Origin of the sequence: Bradyrhizobium hipponense (genome assembly GCF_008123965.1) — a bacterium.
Taxonomy (GTDB): domain Bacteria; phylum Pseudomonadota; class Alphaproteobacteria; order Rhizobiales; family Xanthobacteraceae; genus Bradyrhizobium; species Bradyrhizobium hipponense.
Window position 1 is genome coordinate 1 of sequence record NZ_VSTH01000291.1, and the last position, 600, is coordinate 600.

Sequence of the window (600 nt, forward strand, 5' to 3'; positions counted from 1 at the left end):
GTAGCTTCCATGCGCTGGAATAGAAGCGAATTGGCAGAGTTGGAAAAGCTCTGGGCCGCGGGACAAAGTGCCGCGCAGATCGCGCGTCATCTCGAGTGCAGTCGCGACGCAGTTTGCGGCAGGCTAACGCGGTTGGGCCTCACTCGAGGTCACAAGCCACCAACAGCAAAACCCAAGATTAGACCCGCCCCGAAGCGAGGGCCGACGTTGATGGCGGCAGGTCGCCATTGCGTCCGAAAGACTCGAGTAGAACGTTCGCGGCGGGAAGGCTCAATCGTAGGTCAAGTCTTCCAATCTCAAGAAGCTGGATGCACTGAACTAGAAGAAGAAAGCGTTCTGCTTGTTGAGCCTCGTTTTCGGCTATGCGTTTTCGGGCAAGCGCCCCGCGTGCTGATTTGCGTCGGTGCTTGGAAGATTCGGCACACGCCGTGCCCGACGAACTACACGAGCTCAGGTGAGGCCGCTTGACCGTCAGGCAGCTCCAATATCTGCTACCGACGTGTGGAGAGCTGACTTGGACTGAGTACGCGGGAAATCATCGAGGTTGGTCCGTGCCCGGGGGTGAGACCAGTGGCGCCCTCCGACGGAGATCGGTCCTTG

1 protein-coding gene is annotated in these 600 nt (G+C 59.2%); it reads left to right on the forward strand.

The annotated features are described in order from the left end of the window. Positions 1-9: 9 nt before the first annotated feature. Positions 10-468: a GcrA family cell cycle regulator gene (locus FXV83_RS42030; RefSeq protein WP_148745855.1), complete on the forward strand. Its 459-nt coding sequence runs from the start codon at positions 10-12 to the stop codon at positions 466-468. The last annotated feature ends 132 nt before the right edge of the window (positions 469-600 follow it).

Bases quoted from the DNA above. Each gene is read 5' to 3' on its own strand.
- FXV83_RS42030 (WP_148745855.1), top strand. From the start codon at position 10: ATGCGCTGGAATAGAAGCGAATTGGCAGAGTTGGAAAAGCTCTGGGCC.